The sequence below is a fragment of the Nocardia iowensis genome, from assembly GCF_019222765.1.
In the GTDB taxonomy this organism is placed as follows: Bacteria; Actinomycetota; Actinomycetes; order Mycobacteriales; family Mycobacteriaceae; genus Nocardia; species Nocardia iowensis.
On record NZ_CP078145.1, the window covers coordinates 6622596 to 6638900 of the forward strand.

The window sequence follows — 16305 nt, forward strand, 5'->3', positions numbered from 1 at the left end:
AAGATACCAATCTGCCCGCGAATCCGGCTGGGAACACGGGGAATTCACCGCGCGTCGGCTACTCCGGCTTGATTCGCCGCCCGAGCAAATTGCCGACTGCTTCGCCTACCGAAACGCCCTCGTGGCACACCTGGTGGACGGCGGTGGTGAGGGGCATGTCGACGTCGTGTTTTACGGCGAGTGCTCGGATCGAGGTGCACGACTTCACGCCCTCGGCGACCTGGCCGTGGGTCGCGTCCTGCGCGGTCTCCATGGAACCGCCGGTGCCGAGTGCGCGGCCGAATGAGCGATTGCGCGACAGCGGTGAGGTGCAGGTGGCGACCAGATCGCCCACTCCGGCCAGGCCCGCCAGGGTGGCGGGTTCGGCGCCGAGGGCGACGCCGAGCCGGATGATCTCGGCAAGTCCTCGGGTGATGATGCTGGCAACGGTGTTGTCCCCCAAGCCCATTCCGGAGGCGATACCGCAGGCGAGGGCGATCACGTTCTTGGAAGCGCCGCCGATCTCGCAGCCGATCACGTCGGTGTTGGTATAGGGCCGGAAGTATCCGGTGGCGCTGGCGTGCTGCAAGGCGACCGCGCGGTCGGCATCCGAACAGGCGATCACGGTGGCCGCGGGCTGACCGACGGCGATCTCGTGCGCCAGGTTCGGGCCGGACAGCACCGCGATACGACCCTCGTCGGCCCCGGTGACCTCGGCGATCACCTGACTCATCCGCAGCAGCGTGCCGATCTCGATGCCTTTGGCCAGGCTCAGGAAAGACGCATCGGCCTCGATCAGCCCTTTCCACTTCTCCAGATTCACGCGCAGCGATTGGGATGGCACCGCGAGCACCACGATGTCGGCGCCGTCGAGGGCGACGGCGGGATCGTGGGTGGCCGCCATGGGGGGCAGCGGAATATCGGTGAGGTAAGAGGGATTGCGATGTTCGGTGTGGAGTATCTCGGCGACCTCGGGGCGCCGCGCCCAGATCGTGACCTCGGTTCCCGCGTCCGCCAAGACCTTTGCGAACGCGGTGCCCCAAGATCCCGCGCCCAGTACTGCCGCCCTCGTCATCTGCCCAATATGCCATGGAAGGATTGGACGCATGCGCCCGCACGCCGTGCATGCCGTGATCGCGGTCAAGAGCCTCGATCAGGCCAAGAGTCGACTGGCCGACCGGCTGCGCCCGGAACACCGGGCGCGGCTGGTTCTCGCCATGCTCGCCGACACCATGACCGCCACCGCGGCCGTCAAGGAGATCGTCTCAATCACCGTGGTCACCCCGGACCCGGTGGTGGCCGACCTGGCCCTTTCGCTGGGCGCCGAGGTGCATCCGGAACCGCGCCCCGCCGGTCTGGACGGCCTGAACAGCGCGCTGGCCGACGCCGCGACAACGCTGCGGCACCGGCACGGACCGGTCGATCTACTCGCCTTGCAGGCCGATCTGCCCGCCCTGCGCCCCGAGGAGCTGGCCGACGTGCTGACGGTCGCGCCCCGCGGCCTCCGGTCGATCGTGGTCGACCACGCGGGCACCGGCACGGCCGCGCTACTTGTCCGCGACCCGATCGCCGCCCTCGAGCCGCGTTTCGGTCCCGGCTCGGCGAGCAAACACATTGCCGCGGGCGCGGTCGACCTGACCGGCGACTGGCCCGGTCTCCGGCTCGATGTCGATACGGCCGACGACCTCGACCTGGCCATTGACCTCGGCGCAGGCGGCGCGACCAGGGCGGCGCTGCACGACATCGGCTGGCCCGCCCGTGTTCACCAACCTGTCCGCCGAGTGTGCTAGGAGATCGCCAGAGTGCGGTGATACACACTTCAATCACAGTGTCGGGCTCCACACCACCCGGTTTGTAGGGGATGATCGTTGGCGTGAGTGAGCGCAGCGAACGAGCCATGTACCAGCGTGCATCGGGCATGCCGGCGCCGAGCGGCAGCGAGGCAAGGTATGAGTGATACGGAAATCGTCAAACAGCAGTTGCTTCCCACGCCACCGCCTGCGGCGACGCCGATCGCGACCGACGCCTCACTAGTGCAGTTGCCACGTGATCGCTACCTCAATCGCGAGATGAGCTGGCTCGACTTCAACGCCCGAGTGCTCGCCCTCGCCGAGGACGCGTCGCTGCCGCTGCTGGAGCGCGCCAAGTTCCTCGCCATCTTCGCGTCGAATCTCGACGAGTTCTATATGGTGCGCGTCGCCGGGCTCAAGCGCCGGGCCGAGACCGGTCTGCTGGTGCGTTCCGCGGACGGCCGCTCGCCCGGCGAGCAACTGGAGTTGATCGCCGCACGCGCTCAGGAGATCGCCGTGCGGCACGCGCGCGTCTTCCTCGACGACGTGCTGCCCGCGCTCACCGCCGAGGGCATCGCGATCATCGACTGGGCCGACCTGAACGACGATGAGCGCCAACGCCTCTCGGGCCACTTCCAGGATCAAGTGTTTCCGGTACTCACCCCACTGGCGGTGGATCCGGCGCACCCGTTCCCCTATATCAGCGGTCTGAGCCTGAATCTCGCGGTGACGGTGAAGGATTACACCACCGGCGGCGAGCACTTCGCCCGAGTCAAGGTGCCGGACAACGTCGATCGGTTCGTCCGGGTGCGGCGCACCGACGCCGGTTCGACCATCGCCGCCTTCCTGCCGATGGAGGCATTGATCGCGGCGCACCTGGATCTGCTGTTCCCCGGCATGGAAGTGGTTGAGCAGCACTCGTTCCGGATCACCCGCAACGCCGACTTCGAGGTCGACGAGGACCGCGACGAGGACCTGTTGCAGGCACTGGAACGCGAACTCGCGCGGCGGCGCTTCGGATCGCCGGTGCGACTAGAGGTCTCCGACGACATGACCGAGCACATGCTCGAATTGCTGTTGCGTGAACTCGATGTCGACCCCGGCGACGTCATCCAGGTGCCCGGTCTGCTCGACCTGTCCTGCCTGTGGCAGGTGTACGGGGTTGACCGGCCCAACCTCAAGGACACGCCGTATGTGCCCGCCACCCCGCCCGCGTTCGGTGAGCGGGAGACGCCGCGCAACGTGTTCGCGGCGCTGCGCGAGGGCGACGTGCTCGTGCACCACCCCTACGACTCGTTCTCCACCAGCGTGCAGCGGTTCATCGAACAGGCGGCCGCCGACCCGCAGGTGCTCGCCATCAAGCAGACGCTCTACCGCACCTCCGGTGATTCCCCGATCGTCAACGCGCTGATCGACGCGGCCGAGGCGGGCAAGCAGGTCGTCGCCCTCGTCGAGATCAAGGCCCGGTTCGACGAGCAGGCCAACATCAAATGGGCACGCGCGCTGGAACAGGCCGGTGTGCACGTGGTCTACGGCCTCATCGGCTTGAAGACACACTGCAAGACCTGCCTGGTGGTCCGCCGGGAAGGCGCGACCATCCGCCGCTACTGCCACATCGGCACCGGCAACTACAACCCGAAGACCGCGCGCCTCTACGAGGACGTCGGATTGCTCACCGCCGCACCGGAAATCGGCGCCGATCTGACCGATTTGTTCAATTCGCTGACCGGTTACTCGCGAAAAGAGAACTACCGCAACCTGCTTGTCGCGCCGCACGGGGTGCGTGCCGGGATCATCGAGCGGATCCAGCAGGAGACGGCGCTGGCGGCGCAGGGCAAGGATGCCCGAATCCGGTTGAAGGCCAACGCGATCGTCGACGAGGAGATCATCGACGCGCTGTATCGGGCCTCGCTGGCTGGCGTGCCGGTGCAGATCGTGGTGCGTGGCATCTGCGGGCTGCGCCCCGGTGTGCCGGGGATGAGCGAGAACATCGAAGTCCGCTCGATCCTCGGCCGCTTCCTCGAGCATTCGCGGGTGATGCACTTCCAGGCCCAGGATCAGTACTGGATCGGCAGCGCCGACATGATGCATCGCAACCTCGACCGTCGGGTGGAAGTGATGGCGCAGGTGAAGGATCCGCGGCTGACCGAGCAACTCGGCTCGGTATTCGACTCCGCGTTGCATCCCAACACCCGCTGCTGGGTACTCCGTTCGGATGGCAACTGGCTCGCCCAGCCCGAGCACGCGGGCGACGACGACGTCAAAGTGCGTGACCACCAAGAATTCCTCATGCGGCTGCGGAGACCGGAACAACAGTGAGTGGTGCTACGGGGTACGAGATGGAAGGGGGTCCCTTCTGGGATCCCCGAATTACCGCCAACATTCATGCCGCGGGCGCGGTGCTGTGGCGGCGGACGGCGGACGGCGCGGTCGAGATCGCGGTCGTGCATCGACCGAAGTATCAGGATTGGTCGCTGCCCAAGGGCAAGCTCGATCCCGGTGAGACGCCGGTGCTCGCGGCGGTTCGTGAGGTCCGTGAGGAGACCGGGCTGGACTGCAAGCTCGGCCGCTACCTGGGGCACGTCACGTATCCCGTTCCAGGACACCGCAAGCTGAAGCGGGTCGACTACTGGGCGGCCGAGGTGGCGGGCGGCGAGTTCACCGCCAATTCCGAAGTGGACGTGCTGAGTTGGTATCCGCTTGATCGGGTGATGGAGCAGCTGTCCTATCCGATGGACCGGCAGGTGCTGCGCGCGTTCACCCGGCTGCCCGCGGATACGCACACGATGCTGTTGGTCCGGCACGCGAAAGCCGGTCGGCGAGACCGCTTCTCCGGTCCCGACCCGCTGCGCCCGCTGGATCGGTCCGGGCACGCGCAAGCGCGGGCGCTGGTGTCGAATCTGCTGGCGTTCGGGGCATCCGAGATCCATTCGGCCGATCCGGTGCGCTGCGTGCAGACCGTGACACCGTTGGCCGAGAAGCTCGGCGTCGAGATCATTCTGGAGCCGCTGCTGTCCGAAATCGGTTATGCCGCAGCGCACGACGAGGCACGTCAGCGGATCGTCTCGTTGGTGTCGGATACCGAGGTGCCCGTTGTGTGCAGTCAGGGCAAGGTGATTCCGGATCTGCTGCGGTGGTGGGCGGACCGCGACGGCATCACATTGCCGTCCGCGCGCAACCGCAAGGGCAGTGTGTGGGTGCTGTCCTTCGCGGGCGGCCGACTGGTCGCCGCCGACCATCTCGACCGGTCGCTGTCGTCGGAGGTCGTGAAGTCCTGACCGTACCGGCCTGAAAGACGAGCGCGGACACCTGAAACGGCGCCAAAAGTCTCTAGTCCGACGGGCGACAGCTCCGGAAGGACGACCAGGACAACGAAAACGGCCCCCAAGAAGCTTCAGCCCGACGGGCAACAGCTCCCGAAGGACGACCAGGACAACGAAAACGGCCCCCAAGAAGCTTCAGCCCGACGGGCAACAGCTCCCGAAGGACGACCAGGACAACGAAAACGGCCCCGGAGGCGCGCCTCCGGGGCCGTTTTCGATCGGTAGGGCGGGCGATTCGGCCTTACGGCCGATCACCGGGTGCCAATACCGTACTGGCGCAGTATCAGCGACGGCCGCGAGCCGGTGCCTTCTTGGCAGTCGACTTCTTGGCCGGCGCCTTCTTGGCGACGGTCCGCTTTGCCGCCGTTGTCTTCTTGGCTGCCGTGGTCTTCTTGGCGGCCGTTGTCTTCTTGGCCGCCGTGGTCTTCTTGGCGGCGGTCTTCTTCGCCGGCGCCTTCTTGGCGGCGGTCTTGGTGGCAGTCGCCTTGCGAGCGACGGTCTTTGCGGGTGCCTTCTTGGCGGCCTTCTTCGCCGTCGTCTTGGCGGGGCCCTTGGTCGGGGTCGCCTTCTTGGCGGCGGTCTTCTTCGCCGCCGTCTTCTTGGCGGCCGCCTTCTTCGCCGCCACCGGGGCATTCACGCCGCGCTTGACGGCGGGACCGCTCTGGGCGAGCTTCTGCTTACCCGCGATCACGGCCTTGAACTGAGCGCCCGGACGGAACGCAGGCACCGAAGTGGGCTTCACCTTGACGGTTTCGCCGGTGCGCGGGTTCCTGGCAACTCGAGCCGCACGCTTACGCTGTTCGAACACACCGAATCCGGTGATTGTGACGCTCTGACCCTTGTGCACCGCGCGCACGATGGTGTCGACCACATGCTCGACTGCCGCGGTGGCCGTGCGCCTGTCCGTACCCAACTTTTCGGTCAGAACGTCGATCAGTTCCGCCTTGTTCATTGAATCCTCCGCAGACTAATGGCCCGTCGTCGGACCGACTAGGTACCACGGTAAACCCACTTTGGGCAAGAGTCTATGTGCCACGCCAAAATTCATGTGGTTTAGCACACGTCCAGCTACCGGCCCCCTGGCGATCCAGCTAACACCCCGGGGTGTTTAGTGCTGCGAAATATGTGCCGGGAGGGTAGTGGGTTTCCATGCTGGCCTTGCGTTTTCATACTCGGCGATGGCGTCGCTGCGGCGCAGCGTGAGCCCGATGTCGTCCAATCCTTCGAGCAGACGCCACCGTGTGTAGTCATCAATATCGAACGGCAACACGGCGGTTCCAGCGGTCACCGTGCGTGCCTCGAGGTCGACAACCAATTCGAGTCCGGGCTGTTCCTCGAGCAACTTCCAGAGCATTTCGACATCGTTCTGTGACATCTGAGCGGCCAAGATCCCGCCCTTACCGGCATTGCCGCGGAAGATGTCGGCGAACCGGGACGAGATCACCACCCGAAAGCCGTAGTCCGACAGCGCCCAAACGGCGTGCTCACGAGAGGATCCGGTACCGAAATCCGGGCCCGCCACCAGCACGCTGCCCCGCTTGTACGGCTCAGTGTTCAGAATGAAGTCCGGATCGTTGCGCCACGCGGCGAAGAGTCCGTCCTCGAATCCCGTGCGCGTCACGCGCTTCAAGTACACAGCTGGGATGATCTGATCAGTATCGACATTGGAACGGCGGAACGGCACGCCGATCCCCTTGTGCACGGTGAAGGCTTCCATTGATTCTCCTGAGTCGGTAGGGGTATCGCGTCCGGTCAGACCAGATCCGCAGGCGAGGACAGGGTTCCGCGGACCGCCGTCGCGGCCGCTACGAGCGGGGAAACCAGGTGCGTACGGCCACCTTTGCCCTGTCGGCCCTCGAAGTTGCGGTTCGACGTCGAGGCGCACCGCTGGCCCGGCTGGAGCTGATCCGGATTCATTCCCAAGCACATTGAGCAGCCCGCCTGCCGCCATTCAGCGCCCGCCGCGGTGAAAATCTCGCCGAGTCCTTCTAATTCGGCCTGCGCGCGAACCCGCATCGACCCCGGTACAACCAACATTCGCACACCGTCAGCGACCTTGCGTCCCTTTAAAATCCCGGCCACCGCACGCAAATCCTCGATGCGCCCGTTGGTGCACGAACCGACGAATACCGTGTCGACCGACACCTCGCGAAGCGGAGTGCCCGGCTCCAAATCCATGTACCGCAGCGCCTTCTGCGCCGACTCCCGCGCCGTCTCATCGGCGATCTGGGCGGGGTCTGGCACCGATTCGCCAAGGGGCGCGCCCTGTCCCGGGTTGGTGCCCCAGGTGACGAACGGGGTCAACTCGCTCGCGTCGATGTGCACCTCGGCATCGAAAGCCGCGCCCTCGTCGGTCTTCAGTGCCTCCCAGGCGGCCACTGCGGCCGTCCAGTCGGCTCCCTGCGGGGCGTGCGGGCGTCCCCGGAGGAATTCATAGGTTGTTTCGTCCGGGGCGATCATGCCCGCTCTGGCGCCCGCTTCGATGGACATGTTGCAGATGGTCATTCGCGCCTCCATCGACATGGCGCGGATCGCCTCGCCGCGGTACTCGAGCACGTAGCCCTGGCCGCCGCCGGTGCCGATTTTCGCGATGACGGCCAAAATCAGGTCCTTGCTCGTCACACCGGGCGACAAGGTGCCGTCCACGGTGATCGCCATCGTCTTGAACGGGCGCAGCGAGAGTGTCTGGGTGGCAAGGACATGTTCGACCTCGGACGTGCCGATGCCCATCGCCAGCGCGCCGAACGCGCCGTGCGTCGAGGTGTGACTGTCCCCGCACACCACCGTCATTCCCGGCTGGGTCAGGCCCAGTTGCGGGCCGACGACGTGCACGATGCCCTGGTCCAGATCGCCCATCGGGTGCAGTCGCACACCGAATTCCGCGCAGTTGCGGCGCAGTGTGTCCACCTGGGTGCGCGAAATCGGGTCCGCGATCGGCTTATCGATGTCGGCGGTCGGGACATTGTGGTCCTCGGTCGCGATGGTCAGATCGGGCCGTCGCACCGGCCTGCCCGCCGCGCGGAGGCCGTCGAAGGCCTGCGGGCTGGTCACCTCGTGCACGAGATGCAGGTCGATGTAGATCAGGTCGGGTTCGCGTCCGGCGCCCTCGCCGGTACCGCGGGCGACGACGTGCTGCTCCCACACCTTTTCGGCCATGGTGCGTGGCTGTGCCATTCTCGGTCACCTTTCGACAAGCATCCGGTCCGCGATCCGGGCTGGGAGCGCGGCGGCGGCTGCACAAGTTTTTCGGATATGCGAGGTCGGATGCGCCGTGAGACATTCCGCTCCGGTGGCTACCCAGTAGTGGATTTCCCAACATCCGAGACGCTAGTATCGTTCTATGAGACAGCATAGCGGCATCGGCGTCCTCGACAAAGCAGTGGCGGTGTTGTACGCCGTCGCCGAGCATCCGTGTGGTCTCAACGAGCTGTGTGCCCGCACCGGCCTGCCCCGCGCCACCGCACATCGCCTGGCCGTCGGCCTGGAAGTGCACCGCCTGCTGGCCCGCGACAACACCGGAATGTGGCGGCCAGGCCCCGCCCTCGCCGAGCTCGCCGCCGGCGCCACCGATCCGCTGCTGGAGGCCGCGTCGGCCATCCTGCCCCGGTTGCGCGAGATCACCGGCGAAAGCGTCCAGCTCTATCGCCTGGACGGCAATGCGCGGATCTGTGTCGCGGCGCTGGAACCACCCGTCGGACTGCGCGACACCGTCCCCGTCGGCGCGCGCCTGCCGCTGACCGCGGGCTCCGCGGCCAAAGTGCTGCTCGCCTGGGCCGACCCCGACCTGCAGCGCACCATCCTCGCCGACGCCGTCTTCGGCGAACGCGCGCTCACCGAGGTGCGCAAGCGCGGCTGGGCCCAGAGCGCCGCCGAACGCGCGTCCGGCGTGGCCAGCGTTTCCGCGCCCGTGCGCGATGCCGCGGGGGTCGTGATCGCGGCCGTCTCGGTGTCCGGCCCGATCGACCGGATGGGCCGCAGGCCCGGCGCGCGCTGGGCGGCCGACCTGGTCGCCGCCGCGGAAGCGCTACACAAGCGGCTATAACACGTTTCAGAAATGACCTTCTAGAGTGAGCCCATGGGAGTCAACCAACGGGCGCAGATCGTCATGTCCGATACCGAGATCACCGAGTTCCTGGAGCGCAGCCGCATCGCCACGCTGGCGACCATCGGCCCCAAGGGCAGGCCGCACCTGACCGCCATGTGGTACGCGCTCATCGACGGCGAGCTGTGGTTCGAGACGAAAACGAAGTCCCAAAAGGCGGTCAACTTGCGCCGCGACCCGCGCATCACCTGCATGGTCGAGGCCGGCCAGACCTACGACCAGCTGCGGGGTGTCTCCATCGAGGGCCACGCCGAGATCATCGACGACCCCGACAAGCTCTACGCCGTCGGTGTGAGCGTGTGGGAGCGCTACACCGGCCCGTACAGCGAGGAGGTCCGTCCGATGGTCGAGACCATGCTGCACAAGCGCACCGCCATCCGCGTCATCCCCGACCGCATCCGCAGCTGGGATCACCGCAAGCTCGGCCTCCCCCAGCTCCCCCTCGGCGGCACCACCGCCCAACCCCTCGACTGACCTGCCTATGCGGTGCGACACAGCACCCGAACGCGCACCGATATCGACCTGACATCGCGCCCCCCGGCGACTAACGTCGAACCGTTCGACACGAATCGGCCGGGCACCGACGCCCGCACGGGTGCGGCGCGCGGCCGCCACGACGAGGAGACGGCGATGGCGGAATCGGATAGTTCCAACCCCTCAGGCAGTGCCGAGGGCACAAGCGCCGACGAGGTGAAGCGCAAGTTCAAAGAGGCGCTGGACCGCAAAAACCAGCACAACGCCCGAACCGCCGACCACCTGGACGGCCGTTCCAAAGGCGCCTCCGCAACCCACGGCAACGCCAGCCACAAGCGAGAATTCCGCCGCAAGAGCGGATAAACCCCGCAGACGAGAAAGGCCCCCCGGTCACCAACTGGGGGGCCTTCGCTTTGTGCCGCACAACCCGCCCCAGGGCGATTGCGCACCCTTCGTGTGAGCCCGAACACCCAGTACACGGCGTGTTCGGCTCAGACAAGGGTGTGCGGCCAGCCTTCGGCACCCGACGGTCGGTCAGCATCAGGCAGCCACCGACGACGCTGGAGCTCAACCTTTGGGACGAGACACGCCGCCGCCACCTATACGCGCCGAAGGCGAAGCCCCTCACCCAGGGAGCACGAGACCCCAGCCAGCCAGCCGCGATGTTCGCTAAATTCGTGGAAACGAGACATCCTCCGCCCACCTACCCACATCCGCGCCGAGGGCGAAGCCCTCTCGGCCAGGGGGTCCGGGGGCGCAGCCCGCCGGGCGGGGCGTGGGGGTTGCACCCCCACAAAAACACGCGAAAACCAGCCAGGCTCATGCTCTCAATGAGCATGAGCCTGGTACTGGTTGTAGCCCCGACGGGATTCGAACCCGCGCTACCGCCTTGAGAGGGCGGCGTCCTAGGCCGCTAGACGACGGGGCCAGGACTGCTTCTCATTTGCATGAGGAGCACCTTTGGTTGATCTTTCGATCAAGAGGCTCGGCTAGCTTAGCTGGCCGGAGCTCGGCGACCAAATCGCCTGCTGCTGTACTGATTTCGGCCGCGCACCGTCCTCGACAACAATCTCTCCGCTGGGGTACCAGGACTCGAACCTAGAATGGCTGAACCAGAATCAGCTGTGTTGCCAATTACACCATACCCCAATGACCTGGTGATTCAGCCTCGCGTCTGGCTGACTGCGAGGCCGCGTTCCTGGCCGAGAAGAAGAGTACCAAACGGCTACCGGTTTACTACAAATCGCCTGGTCCAAGCCATTTTTTCGGCCTAATCGGCCGATTCAGGACGTCGCCGACCACTCCTGTGCCGAGCGCAGCCGGTCCAGGCTGAGGTCGCGGCCGAGCAGTTCCAGCGACTCGTACAGCGGCGGACTGATGTGCGACCCGGTTACCGCGACGCGCACCGGCGCGAATGCCTTGCGCGGCTTGAGCCCCAGATCATCGATCAGCGCGGTTTTCAGCGCCTCTTCGATAGCGGGGGTGGACCACTGCGTCAGCGGCTCCAGCGCGGCAATAGCGGATTGCAATACAGGAGTTGCGTCAGAGCCGAGATTCTTGGCTCCGGCGGCGGGGTCGATCGCAAATTGTTCGGCGGGCGCCAACAGGAAACGCAACAGTTCCCAAGCATCGGACAACACGACGATCCGGGTCTGCACCAGTTCCGCCGCGGCGGCGAACATCTTCTCGTCGATTTCGGCGCCGATATGACCGTGCCGGGTGAGGTACTCGCGCAGTCGGTTGCTGAAATCACCCGGTTCCAGCAATCGGATGTGCTCGGCGTTGAGCGCGTCCGCCTTCTTCTGATCGAATCGTGCCGGATTCGAATTTACTTTCGATATGTCGAACGCGGCAACCATCTCCGCCATGGTGAACACGTCGTGGTCATCGGCGATGCTCCAACCGAGTAGTGCCAGGTAATTCAGCAAACCCTCGGGGATGAATCCGCGATCACGGTGGACGAACAGATTCGACTCCGGATCACGCTTGGACAACTTCTTGTTGCCCTGCCCCATCACGAACGGCAGGTGGCCGAACTCCGGCGTGAAGTCGGCCACGCCGATGCGCCGCAAGGCGCCATAGAGAGCGAGCTGCCGCGGGGTCGAGGAAAGCAAATCCTCGCCCCGCAAAACGTGCGTGATCTTCATCAATGCGTCGTCGACCGGGTTGACCAGCGTGTACAGCGGCTCACCGGTGCCGCGGGTGAGCGCGAAGTCGGGAACCGTGCCCGCCTTGAAGGTGGTCTCGCCGCGCACCAGGTCGTGCCAGGTGAGGTCTTCGTCGGGCATCCGCAGCCGAATCACCGCGGGGCGACCGGCATCTCGATACGCCTCGATCTGCTGCGCGGTGAGCTCGCGGTCGTAGTTGTCGTACCCGAGCTTCGGGTCGCGGCCGGCGGCGCGGTGGCGCGCCTCGACTTCCTCAGGCGTGGAGAAGGATTCATAGGCCTCGCCCGCTGCCAGCAGCCGCTGGACCACATCCAGATGTAGATCCTTGCGCAGCGACTGGCGGTACGGCTCGTAGGGGCCGCCGACCTCCGGTCCTTCGTCCCAGGTGAGGCCGAGCCAGCGCAGCGCGTCGAGCAGCGCGCGGTAGGAGTCCTCGGAATCCCGTGCCGCGTCGGTGTCTTCGATGCGGAAGACGAACTTTCCACCGTGGTGCCGGGCGTAGGCCCAGTTGAACAGCGCCGTCCGGATCAGGCCGACGTGCGGCGTTCCGGTCGGTGACGGGCAGAAGCGGACCCGTACTTCAGTCATGGCTCTCTTTCGATCGCTAGCGATGCTTGGCGGCAACGGGATTGATGAGGGTACCGATGCCCTCGACGGTCACGGACACCTGTTGTCCGGCCTGTACGGGGCCGACGCCCTCGGGTGTTCCGGTGAGGATGACGTCGCCGGGCAACAGCGTCATCACCGTGCTGATCCATTCGATGAGCTTCGGAATGTCGTGCAGTAGAAGCGAAGTCCGACTGCGCTGGCGGACTTCACCGTCGAGCTCGGTGACGATCTCCAGATCCGAAGGATCCAAGGACGTTTCGATCCATGGTCCGAGCGGACAGAAGGTGTCGTAGCCCTTGCCCCTGGTCCATTGTCCGTCGTGGCGCTGTTGATCGCGCGCGGTCACGTCATTGGCGACGGTGTATCCGAGCACAACGTCCAGCGCGCGAGCCGCGGATACGTCCTTGCACGGACGGCCGATGACGACCGCCAGCTCACCCTCGTAGTCGACCTGAGAGGAGCTGGGCGGCAGGATGATCGGGGCGTTCGGCCCGATGATCGAGGTATTGGGCTTGAGGAAGATCACCGGGTCTTCCGGTGCGGGCCCGCCCATTTCGGCCGCGTGCGCCGCGTAGTTCTTGCCGATACAGACCACCTTGCTGGCCAGGATCGGCGCGAGCAGACGCACATCGGCCAGCGCCCAGCTCCGCCCGGTGAACGTCGGCGTACCGAACGGGTGTTCCGCGATTTCCTTCGCGATGCTGTCGCTTCCGTTCCCCTCGATGCTGACGAACGCGACCCCATCGGGACTGGCTACTCGACCTAGACGCATGCCAGGCAGTCTATCGACCGGCTTCCACCTGCCCGAACGCACCCAACCGAGCGGTCAGCCACCGGTGACCAGCCGAATTCCGCCAATTGTGAGCAGTTCGACAATCCACTCCGGAAATGTGATCGCACGCAGGGTGTAGCGTGAGTACCGTTGCTCACTGAATGGGAATTGTATCCCAAATAATGAGATCGAGGTGAAGGCGATGACTACGGTGCCACCGATCCAGTCGGCTCGACGGTGGTCCATGCTCGGCCTCGGCGTCTTCGCCCAAGCCGCCAGTGCGGTCTTCGTGCACGGCGTCGCCTTCCTCTTGCCCGCACTGACCGATCGCGGCATGCCGCTGGCCACCGCGGGACTGCTGGTGGCCATGCCCACAATCGGACTGGTCTGCACATTGATCGCATGGGGGTATGTGGTCGATCGGATCGGTGAGCGCAAGGTACTGATCGGCGGCCCGCTGCTGATGCTGGTCGCGGGCGGCGCCGCGGCCACCGTGACGAGCGACATCGCCTTGGCCGCACTGCTGTTGCTCGGCGGCGTAGGTGCGGCCAGCACCAACGGGGCCAGCGGCCGGGTGATCGTCGGCTGGTTCCCGCCGCATCGACGCGGGTTGGCCATGGGGATCCGGCAGACCGCCCAGCCGCTCGGGGTCGCCGTCGGCGCGCTGGCCGTGCCCGCCGTCGCCGCGACACACGGTGTGCCCGCGGCGATTCTGGTTCCCGCGGCGATGGCGGGCATCGCCGCGGTTGGCTGTCTGATCGGCATCATCGATCCGCCGCGCCCCGAGGGCGCCGCCACCGATGCGGCGTTGCGCGCCAACCCTTATCGCGGCGACACGACACTGTGGCGTATCCATGCCGTCTCCATTCTGTTGGTCATTCCGCAAGGAACCGTATGGACGTTCGCCCTGCTGTGGCTGCACCGTGACGCGGGCTGGTCGTTGGCCGCCGCCGGAGTTCTGGTCACCGCCACCCAAATCCTGGGTGCCGCAGGCCGAATCGGGGCAGGCGCCTGGTCCGACCGGGTCGGAAGTCGGCTCGGTCCGTTGCGCATCGTCGCCATCGCCGCCGTGCTGTCGATGGCCGCGCTGGCACTGGCGGCGTGGGCCCACATGTGGTGGGCCGCAATCCCGTTGCTGGTCGCCGCCTCGGTGATCACCGTCTCGGACAACGGGCTCGCCTTCACCGCGGTCGCCGAAATCGCTGGGCCGTACTGGAGTGGTCGCGGGCTCGGCATCCAGAACACCGGTCAAAATCTCGCGATGGCCGCCGTCCCGCCGGCCTTCGGCGCGCTCATCGCCGCAAGCGGTTTCGCCGCCGCCTACCTGTTGGCGGCAGCGCTGGCGGTGGCCGCCGTCCCCTTGGTGCCGACCGATCGTCGCTCCCAATAGCCGCTCAGCGCTGCCGGATTGGGCCCGCTCCACATTCCGGATCGGGCGCGATGCGTTGAAGGCTCAACCCGCGACCAGTACTGGTGGCCGCCAAATCGGCTGCCGCGCTCTACAACACGACGGTCGCCTGGTTCGAAACGTCAGCATGTCGAAGGCGCGAATGCCGGTGACCGTCCTTGGAACGTATGGGAGGTCCACAAGTGAAACGGCGGGAACACCGGCATGGCAATAGCTTTGACACGATCGATCTGTTCAGCCCGCTGGACAACCTTCGCGATCGGGACGAACTTCCCACGCCGCCAGTCGCATCCATCGCGCCGCGCGCGATTCGGCCGCAGCACAGCCAGCCCCTGCGCACGTCCGCTATGTCGCATTTAGCGGCACAATGTCGCCAAGTGCTACGATAGAAACATTCCGTCGCTATCACGACCAGGAGTGCGATGCCGAGGATCGACGCACCAACCGTCGCCGAGCACCGGGCGAACCAAGAGCGCGCGTTGCTCGACGCCGCGCGGATGGTGTTGTTGCAGAACGGCCCGCAGGCGGTGTCGCCCGCGATGGTCGGCGCGGCGGCCGGACTCGCGCGCAGCAGTGTCTATAAATACTTTCGGTCCGGCGACGAAATCCTGTCCCGGATCGTGGCCGACGCGTTGACGGAGTGGGGTGAGCGCGTGCGCGATACGGTCGAACGCGCCGAAACGCCCGCGGGTCAGGTCGAGGCATATGTCCGAACCACCCTGGCCCTGGCCGCCTCCGGCGCCCACCGCATCGCCGTCCTCGGCAGCACACTCCCCCGTGGCGAGGCTGCTCGGCGCGATCTCGTTGACGCCCACCACGATCTTGCCGCCCCGCTGCGCACGGCGCTCACCGGCCTCGGCAACCCCAATCCCGACCTGACCGCCGACCTCATCGACGGCGCACTCAGTCGCGCCATCGAACGCATCGACGCGGGCCGCTGTCATGACGAGATCGCCCCGGAGACAGTCGCGTTCGTCCGCCGCGCGGTCGGTATCAGCCACCGGCAGAGCCGCCACCGCGGCAAGGGCTGAGCTCGGCTCCGGTCAAACGGCAAGCAGCGCAGCGGGATCGAACGCGACGCGGAACGGCTTGTCCGCGTCGACTACGGCCTCGAAGACAGTGCCCGCACCGACCACCGGATCGGCGCCATAACCGCCGTCGCCCAGCACCATCCGGTGCACCAGCACATCGGGTTGATGCTCGATGATCCAGTACTGCGGAATGCCGATAGCCGCGTACTCGCGCACCTTCCGCACTCGATCGGTGCGTTCGGTCCCGCTACCAGGCGCGATGACCTCCACGGCGAGTCGCACCTCGGTGCCGGAAACCCGTTTGGGAACGTCCGCGACGACCGCGGCCCTGGCGACCTCACGCGGCACCACGATGATGTCGGGCTTGCGCACCCCACTACGGGTGGAGACCTCCCAGCCGCTGCCGACGCAGAGGTGCACGGCGGCACCGACGGCCGCGGCATCGATGAGGCGGCCCAGTCGCTGCGTCACGTGGTTGTGCCTGGCACCGGCGGCCACCTCGACCAGCCAGCCGTCCTCGAGTTCGAAACCCTTGCCGCCACCGGGCACATCACGCAGATCCAACCCGGCATAGGGACCGACATCGGCCCTTCGATTGCCTCGCCGTCCGTTCACCGAACCTCCGTCTCACCAGGTAGGTCCGCATGTT

At 66.3% G+C, this 16305-nt stretch carries 15 protein-coding genes and 2 tRNA genes; 8 read left to right on the plus strand and 9 right to left on the minus strand.

Features of this window, described 5'->3' with window-relative positions:
- Positions 1-58: 58 nt before the first annotated feature.
- On the minus strand, positions 59-1054 hold the full coding sequence (locus tag KV110_RS30580) for an NAD(P)H-dependent glycerol-3-phosphate dehydrogenase (RefSeq protein WP_218470647.1): 996 nt from the start codon (positions 1052-1054) through the stop codon (positions 59-61).
- 31 nt (positions 1055-1085) lie between these two features.
- Here KV110_RS30580 and cofC point away from each other — a divergent pair, with 31 nt between their 5' ends.
- From cofC to KV110_RS30595, 3 genes are all read left to right on the plus strand, one after another.
- The gene (gene cofC / locus KV110_RS30585; RefSeq protein ID WP_218470648.1) at positions 1086-1769 is read left to right on the plus strand and encodes a 2-phospho-L-lactate guanylyltransferase; all 684 of its coding nucleotides are present in this window, start codon (positions 1086-1088) and stop codon (positions 1767-1769) included.
- 159 nt (positions 1770-1928) lie between these two features.
- Positions 1929-4088, plus strand: coding sequence for an RNA degradosome polyphosphate kinase (locus tag KV110_RS30590; RefSeq protein ID WP_218470649.1), 2160 nt, complete (start codon positions 1929-1931; stop codon positions 4086-4088).
- A gap of 20 nt (positions 4089-4108) precedes the next feature.
- Positions 4109-5047 carry an NUDIX hydrolase gene (locus KV110_RS30595; protein ID WP_218470650.1) on the plus strand — a complete coding sequence of 313 codons (939 nt, stop codon included), beginning with the start codon at positions 4109-4111 and terminating at the stop codon, positions 5045-5047.
- A 328-nt stretch (positions 5048-5375) separates the two neighbouring features.
- Here the strand turns inward: KV110_RS30595 and KV110_RS30600 are convergent, their stop codons facing one another.
- The 3 genes from KV110_RS30600 to leuC form a co-directional block, all read right to left on the minus strand.
- A complete protein-coding gene (locus tag KV110_RS30600; RefSeq protein WP_218470651.1) occupies positions 5376-6044 on the minus strand; it encodes an HU family DNA-binding protein in 669 nt (222 codons plus the stop codon).
- 156 nt (positions 6045-6200) lie between these two features.
- Positions 6201-6809 carry a 3-isopropylmalate dehydratase small subunit gene (leuD, locus tag KV110_RS30605; RefSeq protein WP_218470652.1) on the minus strand — a complete coding sequence of 203 codons (609 nt, stop codon included), beginning with the start codon at positions 6807-6809 and terminating at the stop codon, positions 6201-6203.
- A 35-nt stretch (positions 6810-6844) separates the two neighbouring features.
- Positions 6845-8266, minus strand: coding sequence for a 3-isopropylmalate dehydratase large subunit (gene leuC / locus KV110_RS30610; protein ID WP_218470653.1), 1422 nt, complete (start codon positions 8264-8266; stop codon positions 6845-6847).
- 166 nt (positions 8267-8432) lie between these two features.
- Here leuC and KV110_RS30615 point away from each other — a divergent pair, with 166 nt between their 5' ends.
- The 3 genes from KV110_RS30615 to KV110_RS30625 all read left to right on the plus strand — a co-directional run bounded on the left by KV110_RS30615 (position 8433) and on the right by KV110_RS30625 (position 10031).
- On the plus strand, positions 8433-9134 hold the full coding sequence (locus KV110_RS30615; protein ID WP_218470654.1) for an IclR family transcriptional regulator: 702 nt from the start codon (positions 8433-8435) through the stop codon (positions 9132-9134).
- Between the two features lie 33 nt (positions 9135-9167).
- Positions 9168-9668, plus strand: coding sequence for a PPOX class F420-dependent oxidoreductase (locus tag KV110_RS30620; protein ID WP_218470655.1), 501 nt, complete (start codon positions 9168-9170; stop codon positions 9666-9668).
- 156 nt (positions 9669-9824) lie between these two features.
- A complete protein-coding gene (locus KV110_RS30625; protein ID WP_218470656.1) occupies positions 9825-10031 on the plus strand; it encodes a DUF5302 domain-containing protein in 207 nt (68 codons plus the stop codon).
- A gap of 492 nt (positions 10032-10523) precedes the next feature.
- Here KV110_RS30625 and KV110_RS30630 read toward each other — a convergent pair.
- The 4 genes from KV110_RS30630 to KV110_RS30645 form a co-directional block, all read right to left on the minus strand.
- Positions 10524-10596 (minus strand) — tRNA-Glu (locus tag KV110_RS30630).
- Between the two features lie 149 nt (positions 10597-10745).
- A tRNA-Gln gene (locus tag KV110_RS30635) sits at positions 10746-10817 on the minus strand.
- 134 nt (positions 10818-10951) lie between these two features.
- Positions 10952-12424, minus strand: coding sequence for a glutamate--tRNA ligase (gene gltX, locus KV110_RS30640; protein ID WP_218470657.1), 1473 nt, complete (start codon positions 12422-12424; stop codon positions 10952-10954).
- 16 nt (positions 12425-12440) lie between these two features.
- A complete protein-coding gene (locus tag KV110_RS30645; RefSeq protein WP_218470658.1) occupies positions 12441-13217 on the minus strand; it encodes a fumarylacetoacetate hydrolase family protein in 777 nt (258 codons plus the stop codon).
- A 202-nt stretch (positions 13218-13419) separates the two neighbouring features.
- Between KV110_RS30645 and KV110_RS30650 the strand changes: the two genes are divergently transcribed.
- Together KV110_RS30650 and KV110_RS30655 are read left to right on the plus strand one after the other, a co-directional pair.
- Positions 13420-14607 carry an MFS transporter gene (locus KV110_RS30650; RefSeq protein WP_218470659.1) on the plus strand — a complete coding sequence of 396 codons (1188 nt, stop codon included), beginning with the start codon at positions 13420-13422 and terminating at the stop codon, positions 14605-14607.
- Between the two features lie 440 nt (positions 14608-15047).
- Positions 15048-15656, plus strand: coding sequence for a TetR/AcrR family transcriptional regulator (locus tag KV110_RS30655; protein WP_218470660.1), 609 nt, complete (start codon positions 15048-15050; stop codon positions 15654-15656).
- Positions 15657-15668: 12 nt separating this feature from the next.
- Here KV110_RS30655 and KV110_RS30660 read toward each other — a convergent pair whose 3' ends face one another.
- On the minus strand, positions 15669-16271 hold the full coding sequence (locus KV110_RS30660) for a Uma2 family endonuclease (RefSeq protein WP_246634084.1): 603 nt from the start codon (positions 16269-16271) through the stop codon (positions 15669-15671).
- Positions 16272-16305 lie beyond the last annotated feature (34 nt).